This is a genomic window from Methanocorpusculum sp., from assembly GCF_030655665.1.
In the GTDB taxonomy this organism is placed as follows: Archaea; Halobacteriota; Methanomicrobia; order Methanomicrobiales; family Methanocorpusculaceae; genus Methanocorpusculum.
Map to the genome: position 1 here is coordinate 1 of NZ_JAUSPQ010000002.1, position 17,491 is coordinate 17,491.

The window sequence follows — 17,491 nt, forward strand, 5'->3', positions numbered from 1 at the left end:
TTCAGCAATCAGAAAATGCATGTAGTCTACGTCAGTGGTCTTGGCAGGAGTCATGATAGTTGTACTGTGGTTTCATAAAGTACAACCTGAGAGTACGTGAGCTTTTCGGTTGAGAGCACACCGCGTAAGTCCTATTAAAAAAAAAGATTAGAGAAGGGTCGCTTTTACGATCACAACTTCTTTTTCAGGTTTGTCAGAGTAGTTGGTCTTGACTTTCCCAAGTTTTTCGACGACCTCCATACCCTCAACGACTTTTCCGAATGCCGGGTGGGCTTTGTCGAGATAGTTGTTGTTTGCAAGGTTGATGAAAAACTGACTGCCGCCGGTGTTTGGTCCGGCATTTGCCATAGCGATCGTGCCTTTGTTGTTTTTGTTGTCGGGCATGAACTCGTCAGGGATCTTGTAGCCCGGTCCGCCGCAGCCGGTACCGGTCGGGTCGCCGCCCTGGAGCATAAATCCGTCGATGATCCTGTGGAAAATGACGCCGTTATAGAATCCATCGCCGACAAGTTTCGTAAAGTTTCCGGTCGTGACCGGCATATCTTCACGGAGTTCAAGAGTGATGTCACCGTGATTGGTGGAAAGAAGTACTTTCTGTGCTGTCATGTATGTAGTTGTGCGCAGACAAAAATAATAAACATGTATCATGACAAACGTAGTGACACCAATGAAAAATCCGTTCCACGTCATGATCATTCCGACACTCGGCTGCCCCGGGCGCTGCAAATACTGCTGGAGTTCGGACGAAACGTCCCCGAGGATGACGCTTGACACGATAGATGATATTGTCACTTGGCTCAAACCGCTCGAAGAACAGCGGGTCACGTTTACGTTTCACGGCGGAGAGCCGCTGCTTGCCGGAGCAGAGTTTTACAGGCAGGCTCTCAAAAAGATCACGGAAGGACTCCCGCATCTCTCGCCGGAGTTTGCCATGCAGACCAATCTCTGGCTGATGGACGATGAACTCGCCGAGATCCTTGCAGAATACCGGGTCCCGATCGGTTCGTCCATCGACGGACCACGGGAGCTGACGAATTATCAGCGGGGCGATGAATACTTTGAACGCTGCCTTGCCGGTTACAGGATCGCCATAGCTCACGGGCTTTTAGTCAGATTCATCTGCACGTTCACCAACTCTTCCGTGAAGCAGAAGGAGGAGATCGTGAACTTCTTCAAGGAACAGGGCTGGGTCATGAAACTCCATCCGGCTCTGCCGTCACTGAAAGGAGAGAATCCGAATGCATGGACGCTCGCTCCGGAGGAGTACGGGGAGCTGCTGGTCTATCTTCTGGATGAGGCGGTCAGCCATGCAGACGAACTTGAGATCATGAACATCAATGATCTCTGCCGGTGCGTGTTTACGCGATCGGGAAGCGTGTGTACGTATGCAGACTGTATGGGGACGACGTTTGCGATCGGACCGGACGGGGAGATCTATCCCTGTTACCGGTTCATCGGGATGCCGGAATGGGTGATGGGGCATGTGCGGGATGCTCCGTCGATCGAGAGTCTTATGGCGAGCCATGCAGGCAAACGGATGCTGGCATTCAAGGATTATGTGGATACGGCATGCAAAGACTGTGCCCATATCACGTACTGCAGAGGAGGGTGTCCGTATAATGCAATAGCGCCGACGGGAGGGTTCCTTGAGGGGGTCGATCCGCATTGTGAAGCATACAAGCGGATCTTCGATGAGATCACCACACGGATGAATGAGGAGATGAACGCTCCCCGGACAGTGAGCAGGGTTTCACGGGTGAAGAGGCAGCAGAAGCCAAGCGTGATGGGACTGATCAAAAAAATCATTGATGAATAACTATATTTTTTTTAGATGAGTTTTTTCCGAAGCCGTTGTAATTCAACATCGGAGTGCCTGAGAGTCAGCATAAGGATATTTTTGAGCTGGCGTGTTTTATTATCGAACTCCCGCATTGCGAGAACTGCGTCATTCTGGGTTTCAATGGCAGATGCCATTTTTATCACTTCAGGAAAAACCGGATGCAGGGTCTCAAGACACTTCTTGAGTTCGTCAGGATCGTAAATATCATATCCCTCCAGTTCACTCAGGCGGATACCTGCCTGTTCAAATTCTGCAGCATTATCAGCAAAATCTCTTGAATACACCGCCCGTTCCTCTGGCGTTATCGGAGTTTCCTGAATGGAATAAATTTTTGTGAGCAGGGCAGCCATACATTTTACATGTCTGCCGTATCCCTCTCTGGAGGTATCGAGCAGCATTGATAGATCAGTTTCTTTCTTTGACTGGAGATTGGATAAACTATAGATCACCGTACCGGTAGTGATACCGGACCCCAGGGCCAAAAACATCTCAGTCCACCAGGAAATCCCAAAATAGAAGAGTACGCCGGAAAGAGAAAATAAGAAAACAATAAGAATAATAAGAAGGTATCCCCATGTTCCGATGCGTGAATCAGTGAGTCTGGACATGATATTTTTCTCGAAACTATTTCAATAATCAGTGATATTGTTCTGGCAGGACAAAAAGATAAATGAGATGATACTCTGTATGAGGGAGTCTATCCAATTGACATGTTCATCCGTTGGATAGACCCACCCCAAATCACTGCATCTCTCCCAGTTCCGCATAGAGACCCCGTGCAAACGAATTTTGGGTAAACCGTCCCGTTTCCAACGTCGAACAAACCTTATCCGCGATACACAACACCCAGCCCTCCAAGCATCTCGGAGGGATCGGGGTCAGCGGAAACATATGGCGGAGGATCATATTCTGCTCCACCGTGGTCAATGCAAAATCATCCATCGCATTCTGCAAAGCACGCTTCGGATGGGTAAATCCATGCAGGCGGTGTTTTGGATCCGGAACATGCCAGTCATAAAAGAAATAGTCGTGAAGCAGAGCACCGCGGATAAGAGATCCGCGATCCACCGATAACCCCATCTTATCTGCAAGCAGACAGCTGACGCGGGCGACAGCAATACAGTGCTCGTAGACGTTCGTGTCCCCGTGCTGCATAAACTGCTTTGTTTCAAGCAGACGGAAAGCCTCGCAAGCTGAGAGGATCTCCTGCAGCACTGCTTCGTTTTCCTGAATTGACGTATTCATCATTGATAGGTATGCTCACAAAATCAGTTCGACTTTGTACGACTGCTCTGCTATTCTCGTGTCTGTACTATTTTTCGATCTTAGGAGAAAACCTTTGTCCAATTCACGAGACACCCGGCTCTCAAAGATAAAAACGCGGACATTGTTCTATAAATCAGCCATCTGTATCGCGAGAAGAACATTTTTCCGAGCAAATGGATCGAAAATCGGTCACCTCTGGCAGACTTGACTCCCGTATCTTTTTTACCTGACTCAACCTAAAGTAAATCATGATGCTTGCCGCCTACTTTCTCGGGTTCATTTTTTACAGTTTCCTTGGATGGATCTGGGAAACGACATACTGCTCAATAAAAGCAAAACATTTCATCAACCGCGGATTTTTAAACGGCCCGATCATTCCGATCTACGGATGTGGAGCTGTGCTGATCATGCTTGCCGTGAATGCATTTGGAACACTGGCTCTTCCAACTCCGACTATTGCCTTCAATATCATCAATATTCTCGTGGTATTTTTCGGGGGAATGCTGCTCGCAACGATTCTTGAATATATTGTTGCCGTGATATTAGAATCATTTTTCCACATTAAATTATGGGACTATTCCAAAAATAAGTTCAACTTTCAGGGAAGGATCTGTCTGAAATGTTCACTGTTCTTCGGTCTCCTTTCGGTCCTCTTCATAATGGTCATCGAACCGCTCACCACCCACACAACGACCCAAATACCGGACATGGTGATAAATATCGCTGCCGGAATCGTTGGTGTAATTTTGGCAATAGATATTGCTATTTCTCTCTCCGCTCTCCTGAAACTGAACGAGCGGCTTCGTGCAGCGGAAGAAATTATCAACGCAAGAGTGGGCATTACCCTTGTAGAGGCAGCGAAGATACGCGATACGCTCCATGAAAAAATCGAGGAGCGCGTGGATGAGAATCAGGTCATTTCCAAATTCCATTACCAGATCCAGCGTATGGCAAGAGCCTACCCGGGTTCGACCTCGCTCAGACATTCTGAGATCTGGGAAAAGCTGAAAAAACAGTCAGAGAAACAGGCAAAATAATTTATCCCTATTTTTTGGGAAAATACGCTGATATACTATCTGATGAGGGATAAACTGCCAACATTTCATGCGGTCTCCTTCCGTTATGACCTACCCACGTCTCCACCTGAATCATGATTCCGGGAATCCCATCAAAAAATATGATTGGCAGTATCCAGAGCCGGTAGCGGGCAGCTGCAATTTCCAGATATGTCCATGTTCCAACCGTAGGCATTTTTCCGTTCAGCGCATTCACATACTCAGGCAGAGCAGTTATTATATTAAATAACTCAATATTAAGTTCCTTATAATTTTTCCCGACAAGATTCTCTGTATTAATACCGAGGTTATTTCCAAGACTTTCCTGCATGTACGAATTTAATGCAAGAATAATGCCTTCGTGATTGACAACGATCGTGGGTTCAGGTTGTACAGCCAGAAACTGCGGCGAGATTGGAAGACGTTCAGACAACTGATACACATGTGAAGGACCAACAGTGCGTATCTCGACTTGACCCAGTGTTGCAAGTATCGTTAGATATCGGGATATAGTATTTCTGTTCAATCCGGTTTTTTTTGCAATGTCGGATATTGAAAGCCCGAACTTGCTGTTTCTTAAATGAGACATTATCATATTAAGTCCGGATTCTTTCGAATTCTTTAGAGAGGAAACATTCACCGTATTTGTATCCATAATCGCGCAGCTCCAATAAGATTATATTTAGTTAAATAAAAATTATCTGTTTAATTATATACATATTACTCATAACCCTTCGCCAGACACCTAAATATGCCAAACATAAAAACTGAAGCATCAGCTATCTTTATGAAGAGATATACGACTTTCAGATTACTATTTTAAATATATTAAATAGATTATATTTACTATAGATGATGCATTATCAAAATGTGCGCGCAGTTTATGTTCCAATCAAAGTAATTTAGATATCAGGTACCTCGGATACTTTTCCGAGGTCTGATATCTGTACAGTTCAGGGCTCCAAACATTACTGATAAGAAAAAAAATACCGGCCGGAAACACACACAGAAAGTAAAATCACGGTAAAGTATCAAAGAGACGCCCTCATAACATTTTTTGGAAAAAAAGGCAGACATCCATGTATCCCTGCATGGTAAATCATCACATAAATGAAGGGGATGTGGAGTTATTTTGTGGATGAAAAAAATATTGGTGAAGAATGGACATTCTTTCCCTGTTAAGCTGTTTTCAGAGCAAATCAGAATTAAACTGTTGCGATCATATCCGATTCGATCAGCGTATGTCTCACATACACGTATCCGGTCTCGGCATTTACCAGCGTCAGTATTGCATCACCGTTTGCGCCGATACCTGCGCTGATGACGGTATTGCCGTCTGCATCATCTTTCCTCAGACCGATAGCAAGGCTTGGACTTGAGGGGTTGACGTACTCGCATGAAACAATGAACATATCTCCCGGATCTGCGATCGTGTTATGAATATTCGGATTATCTTCACTCAGACCAAACATCACGATACGATAGCCCCTCATGTATTCCGGAGGGAGAATTATCTGACTCCTTGAATTCCACGTACTGCCTCCGGGAAGATAGTATGTTGAAACCGGGTCATCATAGCCAAGGTCAACAGACCCGCCGCCGCCGGAACTCTGGCCGCTTGCAAGATAGAGTTTCATCTTCGTTAAATCAACCGGCTTGTCGCCGACTACCTTAAATAAAAGACCCGCTGCTTCGTTCTGATAGGTTTGTTTAGCTATGCTGCTTACCGTTGCTGCTGTGTATCCTGCAGTATAAAGACCGACAAACTCGATTTGAGGCTCGTCTGTCTGTGTACCGGTTGAATCCATAAAACCGGCAGCCGTCAGGCTGACAATGCCAGCAATTATGATTGTCACAACAAGCATAAGCATGACACCGACAACCGGCGATACACCTGCATCTTTTTTCCCAGAACGTCTCATTGAAATTACCATAATGCTGTCACATCCTGATCGCTGAGTACGGTTCCCGAGGGAACATGAATCACCGTTATGTGAACAACTGACCCTTCAGTAAATCCATAAATCGTCCTCTCCGTGGTTGGGAAACCAAGGAATCGATCGATCTCCTTAAACCACCATTCAGTGCCGCTCGCAATGGGCGCATTACCGCCAAAGTAGAGATAATCGTTCATGTCATAACCCACAGTCAAACCGTTACCGGTGGTTGCTACGATCGGAGCATTATAAACCTGTGTTTTTGGAACAAAGGGATCGTCGGAGGCAGAATAAACCGGAGCTGAAGCCCAGCTAACAGAAGCGCTACCACTGCTCAGATCAATCCCGTAATCCTCGACCTGACCTGTGATTGTATGGGTGATTGTCTTTCCTGCATTCGTGAGAGGGACACCGTTGTAAGTGTCTGGAACAACATAGGTCGTAATAATCTTCAGCTGATTTGAGGTAAATTCTCCAGTAGCAACCGGTATTTCACATACAACTCCAGGATATGAGGCAGTTTTTCCGCCGGCATGAATAGTGAAGTCAAAGCCTGCGGAAGGGGCAGGGGGGGCTGAAGAACCGAGTCCTCCTGCAAATGCTGCGACCAGTGCTGCAACAATGATCGTTACAACCAGCATCAGCATAACACCGACTACCGGGGATACCCCGTCATTTTTTTCATTATCTGTTCGCATTCTCTTCACATCCATTCAGTTGATGGTGATTGTCCCTTTCTGGATCTGCTTGCCGGTAATTGTATCGAATATCGTATAGGTTACCGGAACATGTTCCTGAACGACAAATCTGCCGCCCGTTGCCGGGGTCCAGAGAAGGAATTTTCCCGTTTTAACAGCAGATACATCATCTGTGTTGTCGTAATATCCGTCAGCAAGAAGAATAAATGACTCACCAACCGAAATTGTCTTGTCCAGATTATTGGCAACCGCAAAGTAGGTCTCGCTTGTCTTATCAGTTCCAAGCATTACATCAATAGCTGCCTCGTTTACAACTGCACTTGATTCATCACGATAGATACTTGGATCAAACGTTATCGACGACCCGTCGCTTGTCAGCATGATTTTTATCTTATCAAGCTGAACAGAGTCTCCCCCAAGAAGTTTGAAGACAAATCCGTTGTTTTTTGATGCCGATGAAGAATAATCCGGCACGCTGTTCGTTTTATCGGTATCTGAAATACCTGCTGCATAGGACACATCAAAATTGACGCTTGGCGCGATCTGTTCATCGCTCGTAATACCACCAACAAATGCTGCAACTACTGCTGCAACAATAATCGTTACAACCAGCATCAGCATAACACCGACAACCGGTGAAACTGCATAGTCTTTTTTCATGAATTTCATGCTACGATCACATCCTTGCTGTACAAAACACTGTTCGACGGGGTGTGGAGAATTTCAACATGTACGGTCGATCCGACACCAAAATCAGTATAACCGTCATTGACCGTATCGCCGTCATATTTATTAAGGTATTTCAGCTGATTCGCGGAACTTGTCTGACCCATAAGAATGTAGGCAGTTCCTTCATTGCAGTAGGTACTCATGATCGTTCCAGGTGCAAAGTTGTAGTTGCCGAAGTTTATGGCAGTGTTATCAGTTGCAGCGTCACCATATGCCGCATTCAGCAGGATTGGTACAACGATTTTCTGACCTGTTGCTCCGGTTGAATTGGTAACGGTAATTGATCTGGTATTCATTGCTGTACGATCACCTTTGGTAGTTCCAGCCTTTGAACCGGTCTTGGATGTATAATAGGTTAAGATCCGCATATCTGATGTGGAGATGGAATCTCCGCCTAGATTTTCGATGTACATGACACAATCATTTCCGGTATATCCGGAGTTGTAGAGAATTTTTACGTCGATCGATGCAACCGGCGCTGCTTCAGATGTTGAAAACAGACCCCCGGCAAATGTTGCCACAAATGCAGCAATAACGATGGTTACAACCAGCATCAGCATAACACCGATTACGGGAGATACTGCGCTGTCATTTTGTGAATTATGTGTTTTTTTCATAATGTTCATTGTTCAACACTCCTGTTTCAGATATAATCATACACCTTTCCGGACAGATCACCCGATGCAATGACATTGCCCGTTGACGTATCTTTAATGGTGTAAATCGTTCCCGGACCGATTTCAAAGAACCCTTCAGAATAGGTGCCATCTCTCGTTGCAACCATATAGAGCTGACTGTACTTTGAGGTATCACTCTGGATAATCCGATCGGCATAAATGATGAAGCGGTCTCCCGGCTCAATGGTCTGATACGCAAGATACTTCCCGTATGACATTGTGACGCCTACCTTTTTCATCCGGTAGTCAACCTTTTTGGCCGACGGTGTAGTAGATAGACGGGCTTCTCCGGGTGTCAGGATGCCGGAAATCGCGGTTGACGGAGCGTCATTAAACGTAATTGTCGTTTCATTCACAACACCACGGGTATTTTCTTGAAGAGTGATCTCCAGATTTGTCAGGACAATGTTTTCACCGCCGGCATTTTCAAAAAGAAGGCCGACTTCGCCTAAAAAGCCGTTTTCAAAATCATTTCCCTGAACAGAACCAAGATAGTTGATCCTTGTCATAGGCGATGCCTCCGTACTTCCGACATAATTGGATGCAACCATCCCTACTACTGCTGCAATAATGATCGTTACAACCAGCATCAGCATAACGCCGACAACCGGGGAGACCCCGGACTCTTTGTTTTTGGATTTCATTGGATTCTCACATCCTTGTCATAAATGACGGTGCTGGTCGGAATGTGAACGATCGTTACATGGAATCTGGTTCCGGTGTCTATGCCGTATGTTTTTGCTTTCTTAGTATCGAAACCTGCGAAATAATTCAAATCAAAAGCAATAGAACTCCCTGAAACCAAATCAGCCTGACCAAAGAGCTGATTGTTTACCGTTCGTTTACTAACGGTCTCATTGTTGTTGGTAATCTGATACACAAATGGATAGCCCGCCAATGTTGTGTTAAGATCGTTTTCGGCTATAGGTTCGAGTCCGCCGTCAATCGTGTGGATGATCGTTTCTCCGCCGTGATCCAAAGCCTTATTGGCAAACTTTACCGGAACGTCATACGATACGGTGATCAGCAAATCTTTCGTCGGCAGAGTATCCCCGGCAATGTTTTCAATCATGGCAGAACCCTGTCCTATGAAGAGAGAAACATCAAGTGAGGCTGTAGGTGCAGCTTCTGTTGTCGTTCCGATACCGCCGGCAAATGCCGCGACAAGGGCTGCAACAATAATTGTTACAACCAGCATCAGCATAACACCGACAACCGGAGATACTGCAGAATCCCGATCGGATCTGTGTTTTTTCAACATCTTTGTTTTTTTCATACGATTTTCCCCACCCAACTAAATCATATTAATTGAGTATAACTAAAATAATTTTTTGCAGATACATATTAGATGAAAAACAATATAAATAAATTGCAAATCAGGATTAAAACCAGATATGATGATTAAATATGCAAATCAGATGTGATTTCAGATATGCAAAGCACACCTAACGTGCAAATAATTAATAAAATAGAATTCACAATAAATGGTGCAAACTTAAATTAACTTGCTTTATGTGTTTTGATGCAGATCATATGCATCCTTTACATCAGAGGCAGGAGGACAATGTCAGTGAATACGAATAATATTATTTCAATTATACTCCTTGCAGTAATCATACTTTGCCTGTTTACCGGAACGGTCTCGGCAAGATATGCAGCTGCAGCTGGCGAGAATGCAGGCATAAATCTGAGTGATACTGTGTATCGGGGAGAGAATAATCTGGATTTTTCAGCATTTTCAAGCGGAGGTTATACCGTCGACTACCTTCAGCATGTAACTGACGGAGATCAGATTGCCCTCATAAATCAGATCGCTTCAGTTGGACAAACACAGGCTCCGGGAACATATGGAGCATGGAATAATTCCATTGGCAGACTCGGATATACAGTATGCACTATCGCGGAACTTAATCTTGGGAAAATCGCGGTGACTCCTTATGCAACTACTGTTACCGACTCAAATCCGGACTCGATCTCAAAAGCAGCTCAAGTTATCTTTTATATTTCCGGAAGTAATCTCCACCCTGATCAACTAAATGGAAACTGGAACGGATTCACTATCACAAATACCCAGACGGGTGTTCAGACGCAGGAGATTACAAATATCGGGGGCAGCACTCAGTCACTCCGGAATGTACCTGATCCGACCGATAAAACCAATGCGAATTATGCGTTTAAACTGGTTGATCAGTCCCTGATCCCTGCCGGAGATTCAACACCGGTCACGATTTCATTTAACATAGAGTTGAACGGCCTTCCAACACAAAAAACACAAATTCAATACTCCTTTACTGCAGTACAAAGTACTTTCAGTCTTACCGGAGCAAATATTGCTGCAGGCAACACCGGCACGGCTGTATTGACCGGCATCCCCTTTACTGCCTATACTGTTGTACTTTCTGAAACCGGAAGCGACACACCTTATTTTAATCCTGCCGAGGGGGTAGTCATCGTTGATCCTCATACAATTACCGCGACACCCGGATGGAATGGAACCGTGTCCCTTCCAATAACGGTACCCGCCAATGCATCGGCCGGCAATTATCCGATAACGGCTTCGGGATCGGGCACAGTAAAAAGTGCATCAATTACTGTTGCTGCAACCACCATTTCGCTGATATTTGATGCTCCACCAAGTGATGCCGTATCTGGTCTCTTTGCAGAAGGCGATTACATCAAACTTTCCGGCACGGTAAAAGGTGCACTATCCAATGTTGATATTTATTTCTATATAACCGGACCAAACCTTCCTGAAAATGGTGTGAGTCTGACCGGAACACCCGTCGTTGACGGAGATCCGTCAACATTTACCATATTTACCTACAGCATAGTGCTTAATTTATGGGAGGGAGGGTGGATCACCAGCGGATTCGAACCGGGAACCTACACGATACATGCCAATCTCCAACCCTATGGATACATAGAAAGCAGCACACCGAAGGGGAAGGGATACAGCAGTGATATTTCTCATGATTATGTGATAAGTGACCAGAGCATTCACGCAAAATCCGACGAAACCAACAGTGGTTACTTTACCCAAGGTGATTATCTTCGCTATAATATCTCTGCGAGAGGGAGTCCGGGAACAAAGGGAGGTATGTATGGTGACGTCCGCTGGTACATCATTGGATCAAACTTCAGATACGCTGATATGAAAGCAAAGTATCTGCTGATCGAAGACACCTCAATGTTCGGACTTTTTGCCCCTCAGGGAACAACAAGTTTTGAATACAACCGGTCATTTTCCTATGATCTCGGTCCGGGAACATACTATCTTATCCTCCAGCATCCCGGTCCAAACGCTGTATTTGACGTAACGCCGGATATAACCGGCGGATCTTTCAGCATTATCAATACAGCCTGGGGCAGCAGTGCCAATCTTGGAACACAGCAGTCTGATAATGCTGCATATACCTTAACAAATGCGATCTCCGATCCCAATTCAGACGATTTGTATGTTATCACGGAATTTACAATTGAAAAACCAAGGATCGAAATAACCCAATTGGGAAACACCCCCATTGGGGCCACCATAACAATTCAAGGAACTACGAATTACTACACCGATGACACCTTCAGTCTGAAGATTCAGAGACTTGATTTTGAAAATCCAGACAACAACATAGCAATGATGATCCCAACAGAACGGGTAAAACCATCATCTGTATCTCCCTATGCAAAGTATATGTCGCGTCCCTTCTCGTTTGGTGAAATTGATACGTCAACCTGGTTCCCGGGAACCTATGAAGCAAAAGTCACCAACATCGACACCGGGGTTACAACCGCCATGACATTTACCGTTGGAGGAGAATCGGAAGTTGACTCAACGGTTACCGGTGAAACATATGATCCAGCCCTAACCACCCAGCAGACACCGGAACCGGTGCAGACAAATCTGCCGGTTTCAACACCTATCCCCACCCAGACAAAATCATCCGGCTTTATTTACGTTGTCCCGGCACTTTTTGCGGGACTTATCCCCTATCTCAGGAGGAAGTGAATGGCATCCATACAGCTTAGCAAAAAAACATTCCGGAATCTGATCATCGGAATGGGAATTGTCATAGTAATAACGGTTGCCGCCATAATATTTTTTGGAAACGGCGGCTTTTCCCTATTTACACCAGAACAGATCGTGGAAAATCCGGAAGATATTGTGGAGGAAACAGGGCCCTGGGGAGCTAAAACATTTGAATGGGAGTATAACGGTGATGAAAACAGCGTAACTGTGCTGGTAACCAAAGATGCATATAAAATGTACAACACTGACTTCGGCGGAACGGATATTCCACAGGATTTATATAACTACATTATCCTCTCCGGAGACGACGGCTGTATTGCCGATACTGCGTGGCAGTTGTCAAATATTGCAGACGCAAATACGTACAACAGTGAAGAAACGATAAATCTTGTATGTTCATTTGTTAAGTCTCTCTCTTACCAGACAGACAGCGAAACCGGTCGTTCATCAGAATATCCTCGGGCACCGGTAGTTACCCTTGCAGATGAGACAGGTGATTCTGAAGATTTGACGATTCTGGCATCAGCTCTTTTAGAAGAGATGGGATATGGCTCGGCTCTTCTGTATTATCCGCTGAAATATGACCGCCTCACAATAATTCCGGAAGCGACTGCTCTCGGACTAGTTGGAACAGACCCGGCAAATGGGATGGTATACAGAGTGAATACGACTTACCCTCTGACCACTATCAGTATCAGTGCCGAAAAAACGACAGTATATCCACTATACGGAGTTACAACCGCCGCGAACCCTTCAGGCTGCGATACTGCTGAAGGATGGTATGCAGGAACCGGAACCTGGAATATAGGAAGTCTGTCCGGATCCCTTGGATATGCACTCTATGTTCCGTCATCCAATTCCTTCTCAGCAGAACTCACGCCCGATTTCCCGAAAAATACCAGCTCCAATACAAAAGTTACCTACACGATAGAAAATGCTTCGTGGACAGTGCCGGTGAAAATAGTTTGGCTTGCAGATACAGCATCAAAAGGGACACCGGTCTCTGCGTATAATTCACAGGCACCGGTAGTTATTCAGACCGACATACTCTGGAGCGGAACATCCGGCGAGTCGGTACAAAAAGAATCCCTCGACCTTGGATTACTCCTTGATCTGGATCATTCACCAGAATTTCCAACAATAGACTCCATGCTCACGGGCGGCAAATTCTGGATCGCGGGTCATCCAATTTACTCACCGCTCTATCTTTCCGAAATGGACTCTGACTATTACCTCACTCTTGAACAGCAGAAAAATGCCCAGGAATATCTGGAAAGCACCTGGTATCCGTCTGGTGTTTCATGGGATGTCGAGTATGATAAATGGAAACTCTACGAGCATTTTCTCACCATAAAAGGAACACCAGGGACTCTGTATACGCCGGTTGGAACAGCAGAGCAGGTAATCGAAACACCATGGAGAATAACCTACACGATCGACGGGGTCTATGATCAGAGCAATCTTGATTCTGATATGGACGGAATGACGCCGTATGCTGATTTGAACATTGCGGTTTATAAAATTGGTGACGACGGCAGCATTACATTAGTTGAAATTACCGGATGGCAGGACCATGCAAATGCAGACACGTATGACACAAGCAGATTCTATTCACCCGGACACTATGCGATAGGTATCTTTTCCAGAAATGTACTTGCCTCGGTTGTAATCGAATACTGGGGTAAAAACGAAACCACAATATATGCAGGGGGAATCTGATGCGTCTGCCTCAGTTTAAAAAATCAGCGGAAACACCAACAGTTCCGCCTGTGATAGATGAAGAAGATTCCGCCATAATCAAAGAAATCTTCTCAGAAAATACCGGTAATTCGACAGATAAAATATCTCCTCCTCTAAAGACGAAAAAAAGTAAACTAAGGAGATCAGCAAATCAGAAAAAAACTGCTGAAAAAGACGAGATTTTATTCAATTTCAAATCCCTTCTCTCCGGGAAAAATGAAGAAAAAAAAGTCTTTGAAGAGCCGCCGCAGGTTCTCCACCTGCCGCCGTGGGATACTGAATATGAAATTCTGGACAGATACTGGCTTACCCCGCCGTATGCATACGCCAACATTTACCGCGATGGATACGACAATGTCCATTATCAGATGGTAGAGCCGAAACTCAACGAAAAAGAGCTCGTTGTACTAGAGGAAACATTTGAACATCTAAGAAGCATGCTTGTCTACGACACGGTTCGAAAACGCGGGGAACTTGAACTTGACCCGTATCTTCTCAGAGAAGTCATAACCAATTTCGACCCGGATATAACCCCGGAAAGACGTGACACACTAATTTATTTCCTCAACAGAAATTTTCTGGGATACGGTAAACTTAACCCCCTTATGCATGATGAAAAAATTGAGGATATCACCTGCAACGGAGCAAACATTCCTGTCTTTCTTTATCATAGAAGATTTGCCAACGTCGAAACCGATGTCATTTTTGACTCGACCGAGTTGAACAAATACGTCTTAAAACTTGCACAGAAAGGAGACAAACAGCTGTCTTTAACCTCACCGATCATTGATGCAGCTTTGCCGGAAGGTTCGCGTATCCAGTTAACCTACTCTGATATCATCTCATCCAAGGGAAGTTCCTTTACCATCAGAAAATTCAAAGCCGAACCAATGACTCCGGCAGATCTTATCATCTCGAATACATACAGCAGCGAACTCATGGCACATATCTGGCTTGCTGTAGAGAATAGAAAAAGCCTGATTATTGCCGGCGGAACAGCCAGCGGAAAAACCTCAACGATGAACGCGGCGTCGTTTTTTATTCCGGCAGTTGCCAAAATCGTTTCTATTGAAGATACCCGCGAGATCCAATTGCCGCATGTCAACTGGCTCCCGATGAAAACACGTGAGAGTACGTCAAATGTTTCCGGTATTGGAAACGTCAGCATGTTCTCACTTTTAAAAGCTGCCCTCCGACAAAGACCGGAATATATCATTGTCGGAGAAGTCAGAGGAGAGGAAGCCCAGACGTTATTCCAGGCGATGAACACCGGACATACCACCTACTCAACCCTGCATGCCGGTAATGTCAAAGAAGCAATTAACCGACTTATCAATGATCCGATCAATGTGCCTGTAGCAATGTTTGGAGCGCTTAACCTTGTTGTGATTCAGAGTCTTCTTTACGGAGAGGGAAAAGGATTCAGGCGCTGTTTATCCTTAAACGAAATCATTGTCGATGATGAAAAAATTGAATGGAAACCCTTGTTTCAGTGGAACCACACGACAGATCACTTTGATAAAGTCTATACCCATTCCATCGTTTTTGACAGCATTGCCTATCAGAACGGCTGGACGGATAAACAACTGCAGGAAAGAATCAACAGCAAGAAACTGGCACTTGATCAGATGGCTTCATCGGAAAATATCAGCCTGAAAGCTGTGGAAAAGGCAATTATTGAGACAATTCTGCGTGAACGAAAAGTATAGTGAGACCAGAGCATGAGACAGAATCCCGATATCCTTGATAAGATCCTTTTCAATAATAAACTGGAAAACGCACTGCGCTCGGCACACATAATTGTCCCTGTAGATCAGTATATGATGCTTACAATACTGATAACCGTGTTTTCCGGCATTATGATCGCCCTTTTAGGAACTCTCATAACGGTTATGGGCATTACAATTCCCGTTATCTCATTTATACCGGCATGGGCAGTTATCACCATCAGCTGTATACTCATTCCAATCGGAGTCTTCATCTGCTTTTATTACTATCCGATGCTTCAGGCCCAAGGCAGAAAAAACAAAATTGAACAGGATCTGCCCTATGCGATAACCTACATGCAGGCATTGTCTTCGACGATAAACCTGTATGCAATTTTTCGAAGCGTGTATGAAGCAGCTGACCTCTATGGAGAAGTTTCACGGGAATGCGGGCTGATTGTCCGTGATGTGGAATTGTTTGGCGAAGATCTGCTGACGGCAATAGAAAACACCATAAAAATAACTCCTTCGGAAAATTTTCGGGAATTATTAAACGATCTTGCCCTTGTTTACAGAAGCGGCGGCAATATGACCAATTTTTTCAACTCCAAATCAGAGTCATACCGTGAAATTGCCAGACAGCAGCTGGATGCACTCTTACAGTTTTTGGAAATGATTGCAGAGGTTTATGTTACGGCGTTTGTTGCCGGACCGATCGCCATTATGATCATGCTCGTTGCCCAGAACCTTTCGGGTCAGAATACCATGGGAAATATTATGCCGATCATGCTGATTTTCCTGCCGCTTGGTGCGATAATATTAATTGTGATCCTGTATATTCTCCTGCCTCCGGACAATCTAGGAATTGCCAGCAGGGAGATCAGAGATAGTGAATACGGATCTGATCTTCTTGATGCGGAAACAAAAACCGAGCCTGATGCTAAGTTCATCAAGCAGATAAATGCACGAAAAAAGATCATCAGATATTTCGATATCCTAAGGCATCCGATTAAATTTTTCATTTCGGATTATACGATTCCGGGAATCATCGGAGCAATTTTTGCAGCACTCGTAGTTGTATCCTGGATCACCGGCACATTTGCTAATGTTTTTCCGGTAATGACAACGGAAGTTCTCATTTGCATCATAATTATTGCGGCCGCTCTTCCGTTAATGACTGCATATGAGATCAGAAAAAACTATGTAAACAAAGTAGAGAAGCAGCTTCCGGAATTTCTGCGGGAAATTGCCGATATGCGTGATATCGGCATGACACTCCAGGGGGCAATAGCAATGATTTCCGGAAACAAAACCGGTGTTCTTTCATCAGAGATCAAAATCGTGACGAAAGAACTTTCCTACGGAGCACATCTTTCAAACGCTTTGGTCAGGATGGAGGAACGTATCGGTCTTGTTTCGGTGAAAAGGGCAATTTCACTGTTAGTGAAAGCAAGTGAAGTCACAGATTACATCAGGGAAATCCTAACGATTGCAATCTCTGATCTGGAACATTATATAAAGATGAAAAGCAAGCGTCTGAATGTCTCGTTTGTCTATCTTGCGGTCATTTATCTCTCATACGGGATTTATCTTTACTCAGCATATCAGATGAACGTTGCATTCATCTCAAGTTTCTCATCATTTGATATCACCTTTGATCTGACATCAAACAAGACGGATATGTTCCATATCGGCATAATTCTTGCATTTTTTTCAGGAATCATGGCAGGACAGATGTCGTCAAACAGTGTTCTTTGCGGTCTGAAACATTCAATTATCTTGCTTATTGCAACCATTATAACATTTGTGTATATTATCTAGG

The 17,491-nt window shown here is 44.7% G+C and carries 16 protein-coding genes; 6 read left to right on the forward strand and 10 right to left on the reverse strand.

The window, feature by feature from the left end:
* Positions 1 to 147: 147 nt before the first annotated feature.
* Positions 148 to 606 carry a peptidylprolyl isomerase gene (locus Q7J08_RS00350; protein WP_304909710.1) on the reverse strand — a complete coding sequence of 153 codons (459 nt, stop codon included), beginning with the start codon at positions 604 to 606 and terminating at the stop codon, positions 148 to 150.
* A 61-nt stretch (positions 607 to 667) separates the two neighbouring features.
* Between Q7J08_RS00350 and Q7J08_RS00355 the strand changes: the two genes are divergently transcribed.
* Positions 668 to 1,816 carry a TIGR04083 family peptide-modifying radical SAM enzyme gene (locus Q7J08_RS00355; protein ID WP_304909747.1) on the forward strand — a complete coding sequence of 383 codons (1,149 nt, stop codon included), beginning with the start codon at positions 668 to 670 and terminating at the stop codon, positions 1,814 to 1,816.
* A gap of 11 nt (positions 1,817 to 1,827) precedes the next feature.
* On the opposite strand, the gene Q7J08_RS00360 is transcribed toward Q7J08_RS00355, so the two are convergent.
* Both Q7J08_RS00360 and Q7J08_RS00365 read right to left on the reverse strand, forming a co-directional pair.
* Entirely contained in the window at positions 1,828 to 2,448 is a 621-nt protein-coding gene (locus Q7J08_RS00360) for a hypothetical protein (RefSeq protein ID WP_304909711.1), read from the reverse strand.
* A gap of 133 nt (positions 2,449 to 2,581) precedes the next feature.
* Positions 2,582 to 3,088, reverse strand: coding sequence for an HD domain-containing protein (locus Q7J08_RS00365; RefSeq protein WP_304909712.1), 507 nt, complete (start codon positions 3,086 to 3,088; stop codon positions 2,582 to 2,584).
* Positions 3,089 to 3,354: 266 nt separating this feature from the next.
* Here Q7J08_RS00365 and Q7J08_RS00370 point away from each other — a divergent pair, with 266 nt between their 5' ends.
* Entirely contained in the window at positions 3,355 to 4,143 is a 789-nt protein-coding gene (locus Q7J08_RS00370; protein WP_304909713.1) for a putative ABC transporter permease, read from the forward strand.
* 7 nt (positions 4,144 to 4,150) lie between these two features.
* Here the strand turns inward: Q7J08_RS00370 and Q7J08_RS00375 are convergent, their stop codons facing one another.
* From Q7J08_RS00375 to Q7J08_RS00405, 7 genes are all read right to left on the reverse strand, one after another.
* Positions 4,151 to 4,816 (reverse strand): helix-turn-helix domain-containing protein, encoded by a 666-nt coding sequence (locus Q7J08_RS00375; RefSeq protein ID WP_304909714.1) that lies wholly within the window; start codon positions 4,814 to 4,816, stop codon positions 4,151 to 4,153.
* A 550-nt stretch (positions 4,817 to 5,366) separates the two neighbouring features.
* Positions 5,367 to 6,083, reverse strand: coding sequence for a type IV pilin (locus Q7J08_RS00380; protein WP_304909715.1), 717 nt, complete (start codon positions 6,081 to 6,083; stop codon positions 5,367 to 5,369).
* A 5-nt stretch (positions 6,084 to 6,088) separates the two neighbouring features.
* On the reverse strand, positions 6,089 to 6,796 hold the full coding sequence (locus Q7J08_RS00385; protein WP_304909716.1) for a type IV pilin N-terminal domain-containing protein: 708 nt from the start codon (positions 6,794 to 6,796) through the stop codon (positions 6,089 to 6,091).
* A 15-nt stretch (positions 6,797 to 6,811) separates the two neighbouring features.
* Positions 6,812 to 7,456 carry a type IV pilin gene (locus Q7J08_RS00390; protein WP_370651224.1) on the reverse strand — a complete coding sequence of 215 codons (645 nt, stop codon included), beginning with the start codon at positions 7,454 to 7,456 and terminating at the stop codon, positions 6,812 to 6,814.
* A gap of 5 nt (positions 7,457 to 7,461) precedes the next feature.
* Complete coding sequence (locus tag Q7J08_RS00395; RefSeq protein WP_304909718.1) at positions 7,462 to 8,142, reverse strand: type IV pilin N-terminal domain-containing protein; 681 nt, start codon at positions 8,140 to 8,142, stop codon at positions 7,462 to 7,464.
* Between the two features lie 26 nt (positions 8,143 to 8,168).
* Positions 8,169 to 8,846 (reverse strand): type IV pilin, encoded by a 678-nt coding sequence (locus Q7J08_RS00400; RefSeq protein ID WP_304909719.1) that lies wholly within the window; start codon positions 8,844 to 8,846, stop codon positions 8,169 to 8,171.
* A complete protein-coding gene (locus Q7J08_RS00405; RefSeq protein ID WP_304909720.1) occupies positions 8,843 to 9,478 on the reverse strand; it encodes a type IV pilin N-terminal domain-containing protein in 636 nt (211 codons plus the stop codon). The genes Q7J08_RS00400 and Q7J08_RS00405 overlap by 4 nt, the downstream gene beginning before the upstream one ends.
* A 288-nt stretch (positions 9,479 to 9,766) precedes the next feature.
* Between Q7J08_RS00405 and Q7J08_RS00410 the strand changes: the two genes are divergently transcribed.
* Genes Q7J08_RS00410 through Q7J08_RS00425 form a run of 4 tightly spaced genes read left to right on the forward strand, consistent with a single transcriptional unit; the run spans position 9,767 to position 17,490 of the window.
* Positions 9,767 to 12,202, forward strand: a complete 2,436-nt coding sequence (locus tag Q7J08_RS00410) for a hypothetical protein (protein WP_304909721.1) — start codon at positions 9,767 to 9,769, stop codon at positions 12,200 to 12,202.
* A complete protein-coding gene (locus tag Q7J08_RS00415; protein WP_304909722.1) occupies positions 12,203 to 13,942 on the forward strand; it encodes a hypothetical protein in 1,740 nt (579 codons plus the stop codon).
* Entirely contained in the window at positions 13,942 to 15,672 is a 1,731-nt protein-coding gene (locus Q7J08_RS00420) for a type II/IV secretion system ATPase subunit (RefSeq protein ID WP_304909723.1), read from the forward strand. The genes Q7J08_RS00415 and Q7J08_RS00420 overlap by 1 nt, the downstream gene beginning before the upstream one ends.
* Before the next feature lie 12 nt (positions 15,673 to 15,684).
* Positions 15,685 to 17,490: a type II secretion system F family protein gene (locus Q7J08_RS00425; protein ID WP_304909724.1), complete on the forward strand. Its 1,806-nt coding sequence runs from the start codon at positions 15,685 to 15,687 to the stop codon at positions 17,488 to 17,490.
* Position 17,491 lies beyond the last annotated feature (1 nt).